Source organism: Burkholderia sp. COPS (assembly GCF_019425585.1).
Classification (GTDB): Bacteria; Pseudomonadota; Gammaproteobacteria; order Burkholderiales; family Burkholderiaceae; genus Burkholderia; species Burkholderia cepacia.
Genome location: NZ_WIXR01000024.1, coordinates 13,211 through 28,754 on the forward strand (window position 1 = coordinate 13,211; position 15,544 = coordinate 28,754).

The window sequence follows — 15,544 nt, forward strand, 5'->3', positions numbered from 1 at the left end:
TTGTCTTGGTGAACGCGCACTGAAGTTTGAGTGCCTCCATTGGGACCAAAACCTATGGGCGTCTTGAAATCGTGGTCTCGATGACAACGTCATGCCGGAATTTTTCACTTCCAAATGGGACAGTTTTGTGGGCTAGGGTCAAAACAATCACTGCGACCGTGTTTGGCCGCTGTGACGCCGGCAACCTTTGCGCCTTGTCCGCGAGCCTGCCTGCAAGTGTGCCGCTCAGTCCCAAAGGATCAATCCACTGCACCAGGCTTACAGCGTACTGGAAGACGTTGATGCCACCAGCTAGACCGATCGGGTCCTTGCAGATAAACCGTCCGTTACTCGGATCGTTGTACCTTGTCGGTTATAGTGCAGCCCGCTTCAGCGTCGAAGTATTGCCCCGCAAAGCGCAGCGGATTGCTAATCCCTTCCCGGCGTACCACGTTGCTCATCACCTTGCGCGATCGCCTATTAATCCGTGTTTCCTTAGCTGGCCAACGATTCCGAGGGGCAACGTAGATCTCACCTCTCCCCAAGCGTCAAGCCCTTGAGATTCACCAACAGATCTGTCAGTGAATCAGCCGATCTCTCCAGAAATTTCGGGTTCATTACCCCCATTCCCACCTCAAATACCTCTCCATTAGAATTAATCAAAATTGCTTGTCCACCGCCATCATCCCCAATCATGAAGCATCCCGGAAGGTACCTTGGGACTTCATATTCTATATTTCTCTCAGACAGAATTTCTATTTCATGCAAAGCCAAACAGCCCATCGAACTTAGTCCATTTGTGATTTTCAAAAAATCAACGTATTCCTTAGAAAAAGACAGCCCGACCTTCGCCTCTGCAACATTAATCTGGCTAGGGGTCGCTGGAATTCTCAGTTCGAAGTGTTGACTAAGATACGCTCTATTTAGCATTGAAAGCTCCCAAACAGTCGAAATATTTGTAATTTTGTCGCATCGCTCGCCTTACAACACTTTCTGGAACACCTGCTGCCCTCATCTGTCGGGCGGCCTCATTAAACTCTGTCTGCACATCCGTATTGAAGCCGTTTTTATTTCGGAATGCCCGCTGCATGCCAGAAATTTGAGCGTGGACGGAGCCCGAAGTGCTCGGCAGCAAAACCGCCGGTGCAGTTCCCGAACTATAGGTCGCGTTAGGGAACACCTGCTACTTTGCCCATTCCTGCTGAATTGGATGATGCGACTGCACAAGCCCGTCGGCAATCGTATTTGTGTTACCCGGTGCCCGATTCGCTTTGGGCGACTATAAGGTTGCCGTGTTGATCTGCATCATTCACACGATAGCCACCTGGCCGCCGGCATAGCAAACCAAGCGGGTCAATCCAGCCTATCCGATTGGGTGCGTATTGATACGCGTTCAAGCCACCTTGCAGCCCGATCGGGTCGTTGCTGATGAATCTCCCCGTGCCTGGGTCATAGTACCGATGCCGGCTGTAGACGAACGAGGGGCTGACCCTGAACCAGAATTAGTCCCGGTCGGAAGTGGAGATTTCCGGCTTGGTTGAGTTGTCAGGCGAGGCGGATTCCCTTGCCTGACGGGCGAATTCTGCGGGTGTCATCCACTGCAATGCGGAGTGGGGACGAACCTCGTTATAGTACGTGCGCCAGTCGTCGATTTTGCTCTGCGCGTCGGCCAATGACAAGAACCAATGTGCGTTCAGACACTCCTGCCGGAAGCGCCCGTTGAAGCTTTCGACCTTGGCGTTGTCAGTGGGCGTGCCCGGCCGGCTGAAATCCAGTTCAACGCCATGTTCATAGGCCCAGCGATCCATTGCCTTCGAAATGAACTCGCTGCCATTGTCGACCTTGATCGTGGCGGGGTGCCCGCGCAGGGCAGTAATACGCGTCAGCGCTTCGACTACATGCTCCCCCTTCAGACTTTGCCCGACCTCGATGGCCAGGCATTCCCGGGTGTAGTTGTCGACGACGGTCAGTGTCCGTAGACGTCTCCCGTCGAACAGTGCATCCGCAACGAAATCCATGCTCCAGATTTCGTTGATCGCGGTCACGATATGCTTGGGCTGTCGCAGCCGAGCCGATTTGTTGCGTCGTGGCCGCTTATGCCGCAGTGAGAGTCCCTCTGCCCGATACAGCCTGTAGACGCGCTTGCAGTTATCTCGCCAGCCTTCCCGTCGCAGGACCACGTGAACGCGCCGATACCCATAGTGCACGCGCGTGGCGGTGATCTCCTTGATACGCATGAGCAGCGCCGACGAATCACGCGCAACCGACTGATACCGATACAGTGAACGAGACATGCCAAACAACGCGCAAGTCTTCGTCAGGCTGGTTCGATAGCGATCACGCAATTCATCGATCAACATGCGCCGACGGGCAGGCTTCAGAGCTAATAGGATGGTCCGCCCCTCCCTGAAGGGGGATACTGAAGCCCCCGAAACCGTCGGAGAATGATCATGCGTATCGTTTCTCACAGCTGCGCCGTCTACGGCGTCGACCTGGGCAAGACGACGTTTCACATCGCCGGAGCCGACCAGCATGGACGGCCCACCCTGAGAATCAAGCTTCGTCGCGACGCCTTGCTACAGTTCTTTGCAACCGCGTCTCCCGCGCTCGTGGGCATGGAGGCTTGTCCAGGATCCCATTGGCTGGCAAGGAAACTGATCGCGTTCGGCCACGACGTCAAGTTGATACCGGCCCAATTCGTCAAGCCCTACCTGAAGTCGAACAAGAATGACACGCTCGACGCCGAGGCAATCGCCGAAGCAGTAACGCGCCCAACGATGCGCTTCGTCCCTGTCAAACGCCACGAGCAACTTGACATGCAAGCGCTGCACCGCGTGCGTGCCCAATTCGTTCATCAGCGCACGGCCCTGGTGAGTCAGTTTCGCTGCTTTCTGCTCGAATACGGCATCGCAATCCACACCGGTATCGGCATGTTTCGACGCGATGCGACTCGCATTCTCGCGGACGATTCCAACGATCTGACGCCGACGATGCGACAGCTGCTGATGGATCTGTGGTCGGACTTCCTGCGTATTGACGAGCGGGTCACCGCACTTTCCGGTCAGATCGAAGTCTCTGCCAAGCACGATGACGTTGTACAGCGCCTCACGACGATTCCGGGAATTGGCCCGCTTGGGGCAAGCGCTTTGTGCGCAGCCATTGGAAATGGCAAGCAATTCCGCAGCGGACGTGACTTGGCTGCATGGATCGGCCTCGTTCCGCGTCAGCATACGACCGGCGGCAAGCCTACGCTCTTGGGCATCAGCAAACGCGGCAATACGTACCTGCGCCGCTTACTTGTATTGGGCGCTCAGTCCTGTCTGATGCATCTGGATCGCTCAAGAGATCGGCTCGGGCGATGGCTGGATACGCTCGAGAGCAGGATGCATCACAACAAGGTCGTGATAGCGCTGGCGAACAAACTTGCTCGCGTCGCGTGGGTTGTACTCACGCGCCCGGGCGCCCTGTACAAAAAAATGGATCCTCGCTTCTAGAACCGAATCGACTTCAAGTTTGCAGGGACGTGGAATCGAGATGACGCAACAGTTGACTGGCGTGTCGTAAGCCTTGGTCAAAAAAGCGGGCTAGCAAGCCCGATCCAGCTTATTAGGAACGGTACGCGCAGATCTCATCATGGCCTGAACGCCAAAAGCGTTCGACTCGCGAGAGGCCGGATACATTTACGCAAACTGACATGCGTCGGATCGACAACGCTCGCCTTGCAAAGCCGGGGCGGACCATACATTTTTTGCGAGTACGTCCTGCAGCATGGCCTTGTCCAGGCTCAGGTCCGCCACGAGCCGCTTCAACTTCGTGTTTTCCTCTTCGAGCTGGCGCAAGCGGCGCAACTCAGAAGGCCCCAGCCCTCCGAATTTCTTCTTCCAGTTGTAGAAAGTCGCCTCGCTTATTCCGAGTTTGCGGCAGATCTCCTCGACCTTCGTACCCAGCTCGGCTTGCTTCAGGGCAAATGCGATCTGCTCTTCCGTAAACTTGCTCGTCTTCATGGCATGGCCTTCGTGTCCGCGTGGACACATCATGCCGAATTTCTCTACTTTTGCACCGGACTATTTCTTGGGTCAGGGTCATCGTAGTACCGATACCGGTTATAGTGCAGCCCCGTCTACTTGCCGCTACGGCCGACCTTTCAGCTTTTCAATCTCCTGCAGCGAGGCGCGTCACATTCATCGTCGTAGTGGTATCGCGCGGTAAATGACATGTCGTTGAGCCTTGTGCAATAATGAATCTCGACGTTGCTCGGCGGTTGACCAGAGCAGATCAGGTAGTAGGTCGTACACACATGGAACTCTTCGACCTCAATCCCGGCGACCATGTCTACCTCTCCTTCAATAACGTCTCTCGCCAGATCACCATTACGCCAGATTCATGCCAACCCCGACAACGCCAAGGGGCGCAACTACGACCCTTGGCGCTTAACACCTCACTCGAAAGCTCACATCGCTTCCCATGATCTGTAAGTCTTCAATTTCAAGGCGACCCTCGTTCGGAAGTGGGCCAACCAAATAAAAGCCAAGTTCAATGATTTCGCGCTCTAGCCTGTCTATCTCTACAAAAAGTTGATTGTTTGCGGCTTGCTCAAATTCCACGAAGAGTAGTTCATACGAGCGAAAATTCTCGCCAGGAGTAAAGTTGCCGATCATGAGCCCCCCCTCTGAAGAAGTCACCGTGACCTCTCCTGCAAAATTTCCACTGCAATCGTTTAAATGGAACTTCATCATCGTGGGCACTCCGTGGTTTTCCCAAGCGCTTCGGACAATCGCTCGAGATTTTCATTGCTGAATCCGTCGGCACCACTAGGATGAATGATTCGAGCGTGATTTGGAAACTTATTAGTCGGATCCTCAATAACGTCGAACCCTGCCCCTCGGACGGCATCTGCCGTACCTGATGCGACAGTTTCAGTTGCCTTCAGCAAGCCCGTGGCCTTCGGAAAGGCATTCCTCATCTGTTGAGCTGCAACGCAGGGACAACAGCCGTGCAGGACAGAGATTCCAGGAGGATTGACCTTCCTTTCTGGTTCTTTCAGACGGAGGTTATCGATCGAGTTACCGCCAATCCGATTGATCTTCGTGGGCCCAGGCAGAGGCTTGCCCGTCAACCCTAACGCATCGACCCAAGTTATAGGGTTCGGTGCGTACTGGAAGACGTTGATCCCGCTTGCGAGCCCGATCGGGTCCTTCGACACGAAACGCCCCGATGCCGGATCGTAATACCGATGCCGGTTATAGTGCAGCCCCGTCTACTTGCCGCTACGACCGACCTTTCAGCTTTCGCAATCTCCCGCAGCGATGCACGTCGCATTCATCGTCATAGTGGTATCGTGCGGTAAATGACATGTCGTTGAGCCTTGTGTAGCAAGGCATATCGACATCACACCACAGTTGGATAGAGTAGATCGGGTAGCACGTCATAGCCGTATCGCCGTCGGTTCACGTGAACTGGCACTCATTGCCTCATTTCCCGGCACGGATCTCGGCCTCGATCAGCCACTCGACCGGAAAGTAGATTCCGCCCGCGCGGCTATTCTCGATGCGCGACAGTTGTCACGCCGCATTGAAGCGATATCGCTGCCCATCTGAACTGCTCGACCTCGGTCAGATTATCGGGACAGAAAATCTGCACCCACATCCTTGATGTCTTCGTCAGAACTATCCAGAGCACGTTTCGCAAATTTAATCATCAACCCTCTATCCAGCTCACAACACAACTCTAGCAAACATCGATACTCTTCATAACCCCCATTAACCAGCACCCCATCAACTTCTGCCTCGATATTTTTCATCACCCAATCACGCGGTAACTCCAATATCAAATTTCTGCACTCTTCCGTGAAACCATTTACATAGCTTGACATTGAGATCAACTGTCTAAAAAAAACGACCCTCTCGGACTCAGGATAGCTCAACACCAAATCGATAGCCATAGCCCTTTCCTCAGGCACGGAAAAGGCTCTCTGAACAAAAGAAACAGCGGATGGTTTTTTTACAAACCCATCTCTCAATTTCACGTAGATCCGAAAAGCCTCTTTAAGATCTTTCCACGAGCCATTTTCTTTATCTTTCATGGTTACTTCTTCCCAGCCTTAATCCAAGGCAGATTTTTGAATTTCTCGACAAATGTCTGTCCCGACATTCGCTTAGACGGACAAACTGTATGATGAGTTGCGGCATGCGACCCGCCAACGTCCTTGCCATCCGCAACGACCTCTATCCCGTCTGGGAGTTCCGATCCAGCTGGAAGCTTGTGATAGGTGCCACTGATAGGTGCCTTATTGACATCACCAAATGTCGACGCTCCTCCTTCAGTAGTCGGCCCCACCATTCCAGCTGCGTCGGCAATCAAGTCTGCATTTTGTCCCGGTTTGGTGTTAACGCCCTGGATTCTAGGTTCGCGCGGACCACTGGCATTACCAAATGCATATAAGTCGCATGTTGTCTTAGCCAAGCCCAGCGGATCAATCCACCCGGCCGGATTCGGCGCGTACTGGAACGCGTTCAACCCTCCCGCCAAACCGATCGGGTCCTTCGACACGAAGCGTCCTGATTGCGGATCATAGTACCGATACCGGTTGTAGTGCAGCCCCGTTTCGTGATCATGGTACTGCCCCTGGAAGCGGATGGGGTTGGCGACGGAAGCCTTGCCCGACGCTTTCCGAATCACCTCCTGCGCGACACCCCAAGCACGATACTCGGCGGCCCACGCAATCTCACTCTGCTCGTCCGTCAGTTCCTGCGGCGTGCCAAGGTGATCGCATTGATACCACGCCAGACCATCGATCGGCGGCGCAGGCGGTGGAGGGCCCCACAGCGCGTCTTCGTCCTGCCGGTAGTAGTCGCCGTACTCGGGCTGGTCGAGCAGTTCGATGGCGTCGTCGCGCACCGCCTGCGCCACCGGCACGAAATTGCCCGGCTCGTACACGTAGTGTGTGGTGCGCGCACCGAAGCCATCCTCGTCGGCGATCTTGCTTTCCCACGCGAGGGTGTCGCCGTCCCAGCCGTATAGCGTGAAGCCGCATTGCAGTTCGCGGTTGCGCCTGACCCGCTCGGCGCGGTTCCAGTGCGGCCCGGCCTCTCTTCTTTCCTCGTAGTGGGCCTTGCTGTACTTCGTCAGGCGCCGGCCGAGGGCGTCGTAGCTGTAGTCCGCCTGCAGCCGCTCGTCTTCGTAGTGCGTGAGCCGGTCGAACAGGTCCCAGGTGAAACGACTTGCCTTACCGTTATGCCAGCGTTGGGTCAGGTTGCCCCGCGCGTCGTACTGGTAGTGGGTGCCGGCGTATTGCTTGAGCAGGTTGTCCAGCGCCTTGATGCGCGGCATGCGCTGGCGCTCCGCCTCGCGCTGCTCCTCTGGGTCGATCAGGTTGCTCGCGGGGTCGAACGCGAAGGTTTCATGCCCCAGGCGGCTCTGTGCTTCGAGCAGCCGGCCCACCGGGTCGTAGCGATAGGCCAGCTGGCCGCGCCGCGTGTCGTTGATGTCGGTGAGCTGGCCGCTGGCGTCGTAGCGGTAGCGGCGTACCAACATGCGGCTGCCGCCACCGGTCTGCCCGTGCGGGCCCTTGGCCTCGTGGGCCAGCACCTGCTCGCTCAGCCTACCCATGGTGTCCCACTGCTGCGTCTGTAGCAGGCGGTTGCCCTGGGTGCGGACGATTTCGCGGTGCAGGTCGTCGCGCTCGTAGCTGACCATTTCGCGATCGTCAAGTTGCAGGGCCAGCAGGTGGCCGCTGCCGTAGGTGAGCCAGCTTACGCGGTGGCCATCCGGGCGCACGGTGGCGATGCGCTGGTTGAGCGCGTCGTACTCGTGCTGCCACACGCCGACCAGCGGCTTGCCGAGGCGGGTGTAGTGCTGGTGCTCGCGTACCAGGTTGCCGGCCGCGTCGTGGAACCATTGCAGGCGGCTGTGGGCGTTGGTCGCCAACGCGAGGTTGCCGTTGCCGTCGTAGGCGAAGGTTTCCACCTGCCAGTCCCGCTCGCCCGGTTCGGCATCGCCGGTTTGCAGCGCCGCGCAGCGTTCTGCCAAACGCCCCATCGGATCAAAGGTATAGGCCGTGATGCGCTGGCCGTCCACGGCGCGCGCCAGCTTGCCGGTTTCTTCCTCGTACTCGTATCGAGTGGTGGCGCCATCGAAGCCGGTTTCGGCGAGCAGGCGGCCCACCGGGTCATAGTGGAACTCCGCGTCGCGGCCGTTCTCGTTGCGCAGTGCCGTGAGCTGGCCGAGCTTGTCCCACTGGTAGCGCAGGCTTTGACCGGCGGCGTCTACGCGGCTGGCGAGCAGCCCGGCCTCGGTGTAGTTCCATTCGGTGCGCCGCCCCAGTGCGTCGACGTGGGTCAGCAGGCGGCCTTCGGCATCGCGCTCGAAGTGTTCTTCACTGTTGTCGGCGTGGCGAATGGCGGCGAGCTGGCCCGCGTCGTAGCGGTAGCGGGTGACGTTGCCTGCCGCGTCGGTGAACTGGACCATCTGGCCGCGCTCGTCGTAGGCCCAGGCACTGGCCTTGGCAGAGCAATCCACGTAGCGTGTGAGCTGGCCGTTGGCGTTGTACTCGAGCTGCTTGGTCTTGCCGCTGGCATCGGTAATGCCGATGGGCAGGCCCATCAGGTTGTAGGCGTACTCGGTCTTGTTGCCCAGCGGGTCGATGGCCTCCGTGAGCCGGCCGCGCGTGTCGTAGTCGCGCAGCCAGAGGCCTCCCTCGGCGTCGCTGATCTTGATGAGCTGGTTCTTCGTATCCCACGCGTAGTGCACTACCGTGCCATCGGCCCGGATGTGTTCGAGCAGGTTGCCGACCTCGTCGTAGGCATAGCGGTCTTCGCTGCCATCGGGGTGGACATGGCGGATGACATTCTTGGCATCGTCGCGGAAGAACCATTCGGAGCGCTTGTCCGGATGGATGATGCGGTAGGTATAGCCAAGGATGTCGCAGTAGTACCAGGTTTCCTGCCCGTGCGCGTCGGTGACGTAGGTGAGGCGGATGTTCTCGTCCCATTCCAGCCGGGTGTCGAAGCTGCCGTCGTCGGCCCACTCGTGCACGGCGCGGGCATCGGGGCCTTCGCCCTGCCATTCGAGGTTCATGCCCCGGCCGGTGCGGTCGGTGTAGCGGGTGATCAGGTGGTGCTGGTAGGCGTAGGTCCAGACTTGCGCGTTCTCATCCTGGGCGATGGTGAGGTCGCCCGCCTCGTCGTAGCGGTACAGGCTCAGCCGGCGTTGGGGCGCGTCCTTTCCCATCAGCCACAGGCCGATGATGCGGCCTTGGGTGTCCACGTCAGTGCCGAGATGGGTGTGCGGCTGGCTGAGGTCGTCCTGGTAGGTCACAAGGTCGGACAGCACCACGCGCTCGCCCACCCGGTGGTCGTAGCCCAGCAGCAGGCCGGCGCCGCCGCGCAGCTCTATCCGCGTGAGCAGGAAGCGATCGCCGTGGCGCTGGTAGGTCTCGCGGCGCTCGAAGCCACGGCACAGCGCCAGGCTGTTTTCGCCGGTCCGGATCAGCGTGAGGTCTTCGATACGGTCATCGTGCGCTTCGCCCACCTTGGGCAGCGGGTAGTCGTGGCTGCGGCCATCGGCGCCGTGGTAGCGCAGCCCCTCGCCAACCACATCGAAGCGCGTGGTGTACGGGGTGATCCAGCGCGCACCAAGATCTCCCGCATCGTAGGCCCCCAGGCTGGAGCGGTAGGTACGCGTCCAGTCGATGGGGAAAGGCCCGGGAAGCGAGAAGTCGGTATGGCTGAGCGTCTCGCTGCCCATGGCGAAGCTGATGCTGCGCTCGGTCTTGGCGCACGTACAGCCTTCCTTGAGCGGATTGGGGTCCTTCGTAGTGGGGTGCTGCCTGGTTTGGGCCTCCATCATGCCTTCCGAGCCCTGTCTCTCCCCCTTGCTCGTGGTCTTGGGCTTGACGTTGGCGCTCTGGCCGGCGGCACCGCGCGCACGCCAGCGCGCCAAGGCGGTGACCAGGGAGGCGAGCAGATAGCCAATGCTGTTGGCCACTTTCTCGTCGCCCAGGCGGGCGACCTGGCTCTTGAGCTCCGGCGCGAAGTTGCGTAACGCCTGGGTGTTGCGAAGCACCAGTTCGCGTTGGCGCTCGTCGAGCAGGGCCTTGGCGGCCACGTTGGCGGCGGCTTTGCCAGCGGCTTTATAGACGCCCCACACGGCGCCGAGGAAGTTGCTGATGCTGGCCTTGGGGTCATGCAGCAACTGATCGCCAGCGGCACGCATTTGCTCGGCCGCTGCCTTGGCGTCGCCGGATGCGTTGAGCTTGCCCGTGGCGAGCGCTTCGAGACCGCCCGCGATGTCGACAATCGCCTTGCCGCCCCAATCGCCCGCATCCTTAAGGATGCCGTTGAGCTTGCCCTGCGCCTCCTTGGCAAACGTGTCGATCTCGCCCACGATGCTGGCGTTGAGGTGGGCCACCAGCACGTTGATGAGAGCATCGCCGAGCAACGACTTGCCGGTCAGCTTCAGTTCCTGGCGCACCAGGAACAGAGTCGGGCGCAGGCTCATGCGCGCCGCCGCCATGGTCGGCGGCGCCGGCAGCACGCCGATGAGGTTGATGCCCAGGCTGACCCAGTCGAGCAGTCGGCGCTCCTTGGCCTGCGACAGGGTGACGATGTCGCCCAGGCTGTCGACCAGGGCGATGATGTTGCCGACCACCGGCAGCGACCCCGCCACGGTGCGGATACGATCGAGGGTGACCACGCCATCGCTGACCTTGCGCAGCCATTGGTCGAACTCCTGGGCGCCGCGGTTGACGTCGCGCGCATCGATGGTGTTCAGCGGCGCGACCGCTACCTGGGGGGCGCGTTGCTGTTCCTGCGGGTTCGGGGTTGCCATACGTTACTCGTGGTGTAGGTTGGCTTGCACGGCATGACCACGGCCGTGCTGGGTGATGAATGGGGCGGTATTGGGCGCAGCGCTACGCAGCGGGGGCGGCAGGCCCTTTAGCGCGCCCGTGCCGACGCAGGGTGATGACCTTCAGTAGCTCGGATAGCAGCAGCAGCCCGAGGTTGAGCGACAGGCTCGGCCCCTCGCCCACGTGCAATAGCCATGGGATGAATGACAGAGATGGCACTGCCAAGAGCAGGCGCAGCGGCACCTGGGCATAGGCCAGCGGCCGCGCGTAGCGGCTGCCCCGCAGAAACAGGCAGGCCGACACGGCGATGGACACGGTGAGCAGCAGGGACAGGCCGAACCAGACAGCCGCGTAGCCGCCCGGCTCGTGCAATTGCCCGAATGCCTGAATGTCGTCGTACAGCGGAATGCGCCCGGCGGCGAGGTTGAGCCAGCAGTAGCGGACCAGATAGAGCAGATCCAGCCCGCCCCAGAACAGGTAGAGGGGGCGCGTCACGACGGCACCTCCCATCGTGGACCTGATTCGGACTCCGGATTGACCGATTTCCGCTGAACCGGCGTGGGTGGCCACGCCGGCGTGCCGATATAGCTGCGCTTGTCCCAAGGGTCGGCTGGGTCGGCACCAAACCGTACGCGCGCGGGGCCGGGAGCCAGGCCAACGACAAGGGCACGGCCTGCTTCGTCCAGCGTGCCGCTGAAGATTCGCCCCCGGGAATCTTCGACCTCGTAACTTCCATGGCTGACCGCCGCGCCGTTGGCGCGGATGTTTTCGAGCTGCAGGCGTGCTTCCTTCATGGTTTGACTCCCTTGATTTCATGCACTTCGTCGGCGACACCGGGTTGCCAATGCCACGACTTACCGCCGATGGCCCAGGCATCGTCTCCTTCGAGATAGCGTTGCTTGATCTTCCGGGTCTCGCCGTAGACATGGACAGCAGAGTTGTCCTTGAGCCACGGGTCGGCATCCGCAGGGAGCGGCTTCCACTGCTGGATCTTGTCGCGCGTGGTGTTCATGTAGTCCTTGCCGTCGGAGCCGAACAGGCGCCCTTCGTCGCCCATGGAGGTCAGGCGATTGATGAACATGACCCCGGTGTTTTTAATGCCGTGGTAGTCGTTGTCCGTGGTGACCCAGCGGCCGGGGCCCGATGCCGGCACCGGCGTGGCGCCAGCGCTCAGGGACTTCGCCATGGCTGGCACCGGCGCGGCGCCCATGGCCTGCGACGGCATGGCGCCAGCGACAAGGGACTGGACCTGGCTGGCGCTGCCACTCGGCGGATTCGCAGGCCACTTGGGCACGCCGACATAGCTGGCTTCCTCCCAAGGGTTAGCCGGGTCCAGCCCAAAACGAATCTTTGCCGGCCCTGGTGCTACGCCGGAGACGACGTTGCGCCCCGCTGAATCGAGCGTGCCCTTGAAGACTTTGCCGAGCGCGTCCTCGACCTCGAAACCGCCGTTCGCCAGGCCACGCTGGTTGGCGTAACGATTGAAGAGCTCGAGATTGCCCTGACTGGGTCTGGGCGGCTCCGGGAAACTGGCCGCGCGGTTTCTCGGACCGGTGTAGCTGAACTTGGCCGCATGACCGGTGTAGCGTCCGCTGGTCTGGTGGGTGATGCCGCCCGCGTTGTACACCGTGGCGCTGCCGCCGCCGTTGATGACCAGCTCGGTCTTGGCGTTCAGCGTGATGCGCTCGGCGGTGTGGGTGATGTTGAGCTTGGCCAGCAGGTTGATGCTGTCCTTCAGCGCGCGGATGTCGATGTCTCCCGCCGCCGCAATCAGGCGATAGCCGAGGCTCTGCACGAACAGGCGCATGCCACGGCTGGCGCTGGCGAGCAGGCGTTTGCCGCTGGTCAGGCTGGTATGTTCCGTACTGCTGAGCGCAATGTGCTCGCCGCTGGCGATATGGGTCGAGCCCGGCGTGCTGGTGGCGATGCCGACCGGGCTGGCGACGACCACATACGGCTGCGCGAACTCGGGGAAGTTGTTGCTGGCCGGGTCGCCGGGGCCGTTGCCGGCAATGCCCTGGTGCTGCTTTTGCAGCGCCTTGGCGACCGCATCCTGGTCACCCGCTTCCTGCGCCTGTACTTCGCGAGCCTGGGTGCCGAAGCCCTCCTGCTGCTCACCAGCCACGTGCAGACGGGCGGCGGTTTCCTTGAGGTCCTTGTGGTGCTCGCTGGCGTGCGGACGCGGCTCGGTGGTCAGCAGCAGGCCGGAGCCGGCGCGCACCGCGCCGTGCTCGTCGGTGCGCAGCTCGAAGCCCTTGCCGCGCGCCTTGCCGCCGCCCGGGCGCGGGTGGACGAGGTAGCCCAGGTTGAGCGCACTGGCGCCCTGGTCGCTGCGCAGCGTGGTGCTGATCTCGCCGTTGGTGTCGTCGAACAGCAGTTCGTTGTTGCGCCCGGCCTTGTGCTCCTTGCTCTTGATGGTGCTGAGGATGTTGTGCCTGGGCAGCTCGTAGGGCGGGCGCTGCAGCGCCATGTAGGTTCTGCCGATGATCAGAGGCTGGTCGCAATCGCCGTCGATATTGCCCACCAGGACTTCCTGGCCGATGCGCGGGATGGCCATGTGCCCCCAGGTGGCGCCGGCCCAGTTCTGCGAGACGCGGACCCAGCAGGAACTGTGCTCATCGGACTTGCCCTGCCGGTCCCAGGTGAACTGAACCTTGACCCGGCCCCACTCGTCGCAGTGGATTTCCTCGCCCGGCGGCCCGACGACGATGGCGACCTGCGGGCCATCGATACGCGGCTTGGCCATGGGTGCGGGACGCCATTCCACATCATCGGGAATCAGCTCGGCGGTGTAGCTGTAGTGGGTGCCCAGTTCTGCGTCGGCGCTTTCCTCCGCCTGGCTGGTATGTTGCACGCCGCGGTGCCTGATGCGCAGGGGCCGCCAGCCACGGTTGAGGTCGGCGCGCGGATGGCCAGTGAGGTCGAAGGCCAGGCCGGGCACGAGACGCGCGTCGTCGCCTTCCACTTCGGCGGTACGCGCATCGCCGCGCAGCCCGCGCAGACGGGTCCGGGTGAAGGGCTGCCCAGCCGCGTCTTCCTTGTAACGGCCGGGGAATTGGTAGACCTCGTAGTCCTGCCCCTGGTGGTCGAGCTGCGCGCCGTCGTGCTGATGCTCCTGGTTATAGGTCGGGTGCTTGAAGGTGTAGTCGCGCTGGGTCTGCCGCGCGGTGCGCACGCGCTCGCTGTAGCGCAAGCGGCGCAGCGCCGGCGTGGGCTGGTCGCCGCCCGGCGTGGCGTTGTATTCAACCGGGCCGCCCTCGATGGCGCCGAAGATGTAGAGATTGTCGCCATGAACCAGGCGGTGGCTGGCATCGGCGAAGGCAAAGGCGTAGTAGAAGCCCTCTTCCGCGGCGAGCCGGGCGAGGAAATGCAGGTCGCTGTCGCCCGCTTGTACGCAGTACTCGCGCGGCAGATGCACGTCGGTCACCAACTGTTCGTAGTCGGTGATCTCGTGCTCCTTGAGCACCGCCGACAGGATATCCGGCACGCTCTGCCGTTGGAAGATGCGCCAGTCGGCGCACAACCCCGTACGCGCGAGCTTGGGTTCGACCACGGCGCGGTAACGAGTGCGGCGAAAGCCGGTGTCTCCTTGCTCGAAATCGCTGACCAGGCCATGGACGTAGCGCACCGGCTGATCGGCGCGCCAGATGGTGAGCTGCGCGGGCTGGTCGAGCACCGCCCCGAAATCGATCGACGGATCGGTGCTGGCCAGATCGACCGACAGCGTGAACGGCTGGCTCAGTCCCTCTTCCAGCTCGAACGAAACCACATCGAACTCGAGGCCCCCCGCCTTGAAGGTGAAGCGCATATCGGATTGTCGAGGCATGGTGTGTTCCTCAATCAGTAAAAATTGCCCGGTGTGGATTGCCGCGAGGTCCTGAATTAGCGCTTGAGAGTGGCGTCGAGTGCGCGCAGCACCTGCCCGGTGCTGCTGTCCAGCTGAACGCTGAAGTAGGTGTACGCGCCGGTAAGCAGCACCAGCGCGCAGGCCCAGGGTGTCCACCACGGCAGTTGCCCGCCGAGCCGGTAACGGCGTGTGGCGATATTGCGAACGCCATCGGTGAGCTTTTCCGGGACGTCGCCACGCAAGCCGCGCAACACGTGGTGCAGCCGGTCGATGATGTGGTTGAGCGATTCATCGCGGTTGTTTCGCACCCCGTACTTGCCGGTGAAGCCCAGGCACAGGCAGAGGTACTTGAACTCCAGCACGTCGCGGTACTTGGCGGGCTCCACGAGCATGCGGGTGAGCACGGTGAAGAATTTCTCGCCGCCCCAGGTTTCGTTGTGGAAGTGGCTGAGCAGCGAGCGCTTGGCCCATATCGAGTCAGTGCCGCCCCAGGGGGTAGCCATCACGGCCTCGTCGATGAAGGTGCACAACGCATAGCGGAAAGCCAGCTGAGTGGCGCTGTCGTAGCTGTGCTGGCGGATTTCCTCGTCCAGCGCGCTGATCTGGTCGCGCACGGTTTGATAGAGCTTCCCGATGTCGTCGCAGCGCTCCAGCCTGCGCAGGCGAATCACCAGGCCCAGCAGCGGCTGCGCACCGTCCACCAGAGGATTCCAGCCATGGCCGCGCAGCTGGAAACTCAGGTCCGGGTCGCCGTTGAGCTGTTCGATTCGCTGATAGCCGACGGTCTGGCTGAGTTCGTCCGCGGCGGCATGGCCGAGAGCCGGTCGCGAGCGCAGCGTGCGCGGGTCGTCGATGGAAATAGTCGTGGTCAT

11 protein-coding genes and 3 pseudogenes are annotated in these 15,544 nt (G+C 61.0%); 1 reads left to right on the forward strand and 13 read right to left on the reverse strand.

Going from position 1 to position 15,544, the window contains the following annotated elements; all coding sequences use genetic code 11:
• Positions 1 to 52: 52 nt before the first annotated feature.
• From FOZ70_RS38135 to FOZ70_RS21625, 4 genes and pseudogenes are all read right to left on the reverse strand, one after another.
• A complete protein-coding gene (locus tag FOZ70_RS38135) occupies positions 53 to 316 on the reverse strand; it encodes a hypothetical protein (RefSeq protein ID WP_346656409.1) in 264 nt (87 codons plus the stop codon).
• A 194-nt stretch (positions 317 to 510) separates the two neighbouring features.
• The gene (locus FOZ70_RS21610) at positions 511 to 909 is read right to left on the reverse strand and encodes an SMI1/KNR4 family protein (protein WP_219706671.1); all 399 of its coding nucleotides are present in this window, start codon (positions 907 to 909) and stop codon (positions 511 to 513) included.
• A 320-nt stretch (positions 910 to 1,229) separates the two neighbouring features.
• A pseudogene (locus tag FOZ70_RS21620) lies at positions 1,230 to 1,445 on the reverse strand (RHS repeat-associated core domain-containing protein); the annotation flags it as partial.
• Positions 1,446 to 1,481: 36 nt separating this feature from the next.
• Positions 1,482 to 2,363, reverse strand: a pseudogene (locus FOZ70_RS21625) (IS3 family transposase); the annotation flags it as partial.
• Between the two features lie 66 nt (positions 2,364 to 2,429).
• Between FOZ70_RS21625 and FOZ70_RS21630 the strand changes: the two are divergent.
• Positions 2,430 to 3,473 carry an IS110 family transposase gene (locus FOZ70_RS21630; protein WP_219706673.1) on the forward strand — a complete coding sequence of 348 codons (1,044 nt, stop codon included), beginning with the start codon at positions 2,430 to 2,432 and terminating at the stop codon, positions 3,471 to 3,473.
• 255 nt (positions 3,474 to 3,728) lie between these two features.
• Here the strand turns inward: FOZ70_RS21630 and FOZ70_RS21635 are convergent.
• The 9 genes and pseudogenes from FOZ70_RS21635 to icmH all read right to left on the reverse strand — a co-directional run.
• Positions 3,729 to 3,983, reverse strand: a pseudogene (locus tag FOZ70_RS21635) (transposase); the annotation flags it as partial.
• Between the two features lie 426 nt (positions 3,984 to 4,409).
• A complete protein-coding gene (locus tag FOZ70_RS21640) occupies positions 4,410 to 4,715 on the reverse strand; it encodes a hypothetical protein (protein WP_059631096.1) in 306 nt (101 codons plus the stop codon).
• Positions 4,712 to 5,230, reverse strand: a complete 519-nt coding sequence (locus FOZ70_RS38140; RefSeq protein WP_258025699.1) for an RHS repeat-associated core domain-containing protein — start codon at positions 5,228 to 5,230, stop codon at positions 4,712 to 4,714. The genes FOZ70_RS21640 and FOZ70_RS38140 overlap by 4 nt, the downstream gene beginning before the upstream one ends.
• Positions 5,231 to 5,596: 366 nt before the next feature.
• The gene (locus FOZ70_RS21650) at positions 5,597 to 6,061 is read right to left on the reverse strand and encodes a hypothetical protein (protein WP_219706674.1); all 465 of its coding nucleotides are present in this window, start codon (positions 6,059 to 6,061) and stop codon (positions 5,597 to 5,599) included.
• A 2-nt stretch (positions 6,062 to 6,063) separates the two neighbouring features.
• Positions 6,064 to 10,806, reverse strand: a complete 4,743-nt coding sequence (locus tag FOZ70_RS21655) for an RHS repeat-associated core domain-containing protein (RefSeq protein WP_219706675.1) — start codon at positions 10,804 to 10,806, stop codon at positions 6,064 to 6,066.
• Between the two features lie 82 nt (positions 10,807 to 10,888).
• Positions 10,889 to 11,320, reverse strand: a complete 432-nt coding sequence (locus FOZ70_RS21660; protein WP_219706676.1) for a hypothetical protein — start codon at positions 11,318 to 11,320, stop codon at positions 10,889 to 10,891.
• Positions 11,317 to 11,619: a hypothetical protein gene (locus FOZ70_RS21665; protein WP_219706677.1), complete on the reverse strand. Its 303-nt coding sequence runs from the start codon at positions 11,617 to 11,619 to the stop codon at positions 11,317 to 11,319. The genes FOZ70_RS21660 and FOZ70_RS21665 overlap by 4 nt, the downstream gene beginning before the upstream one ends.
• Positions 11,616 to 14,633, reverse strand: coding sequence for a type VI secretion system Vgr family protein (tssI, locus tag FOZ70_RS21670; RefSeq protein ID WP_219706678.1), 3,018 nt, complete (start codon positions 14,631 to 14,633; stop codon positions 11,616 to 11,618). The genes FOZ70_RS21665 and tssI overlap by 4 nt, the downstream gene beginning before the upstream one ends.
• Positions 14,634 to 14,707: 74 nt before the next feature.
• Complete coding sequence (gene icmH / locus FOZ70_RS21675) at positions 14,708 to 15,544, reverse strand: type IVB secretion system protein IcmH/DotU (protein ID WP_176131533.1); 837 nt, start codon at positions 15,542 to 15,544, stop codon at positions 14,708 to 14,710.